Source organism: Brucella grignonensis (genome assembly GCF_002252505.1).
Taxonomy (GTDB): Bacteria; Pseudomonadota; Alphaproteobacteria; order Rhizobiales; family Rhizobiaceae; genus Brucella; species Brucella grignonensis.
The window spans coordinates 1-340 of record NZ_NNRL01000122.1 but is presented as its reverse complement, the minus strand read 5'-3'; the positions used below and the strand labels follow the sequence as shown (position 1 = coordinate 340).

Below are 340 nucleotides of genomic sequence, written 5' to 3'. Positions count from 1 at the left end.
GACCATAGATCAACGCGGCGCCCATCACCGGGCCATAGAGCGTGCCCATGCCTCCGACGATCATCATCGTCAAAAGCAATGTCAGCGTCGAAAAGTCGAACATCGCCGGCCCGACCGTTCCGTTGTAGGCGACGTAGAGCCCCCCGGTCAGACCGGTAAGTGCTGACGTCACCGTGAACAGCAACGCATGTATGCACACCCGGTTGATGCCGCGTGCCGCCGCCAGCTTTTCGCTGTCGCGAATAGCGATCAGAGCCTTTCCCAGCACGCCGCGGACCACGAACAATACGAACACCATCGCCACAACCACATTGAGCAGCGCCGCGACATAGGACAGTTT

1 protein-coding gene is annotated in these 340 nt (G+C 59.7%); it reads right to left on the bottom strand.

Annotated features, from left to right (window positions below; genetic code table 11):
- Positions 1 to 340, bottom strand: a 340-nt coding sequence (locus tag CEV33_RS01510) for an ABC transporter permease subunit (protein ID WP_407923791.1), incomplete at both ends; no start/stop codon positions are given.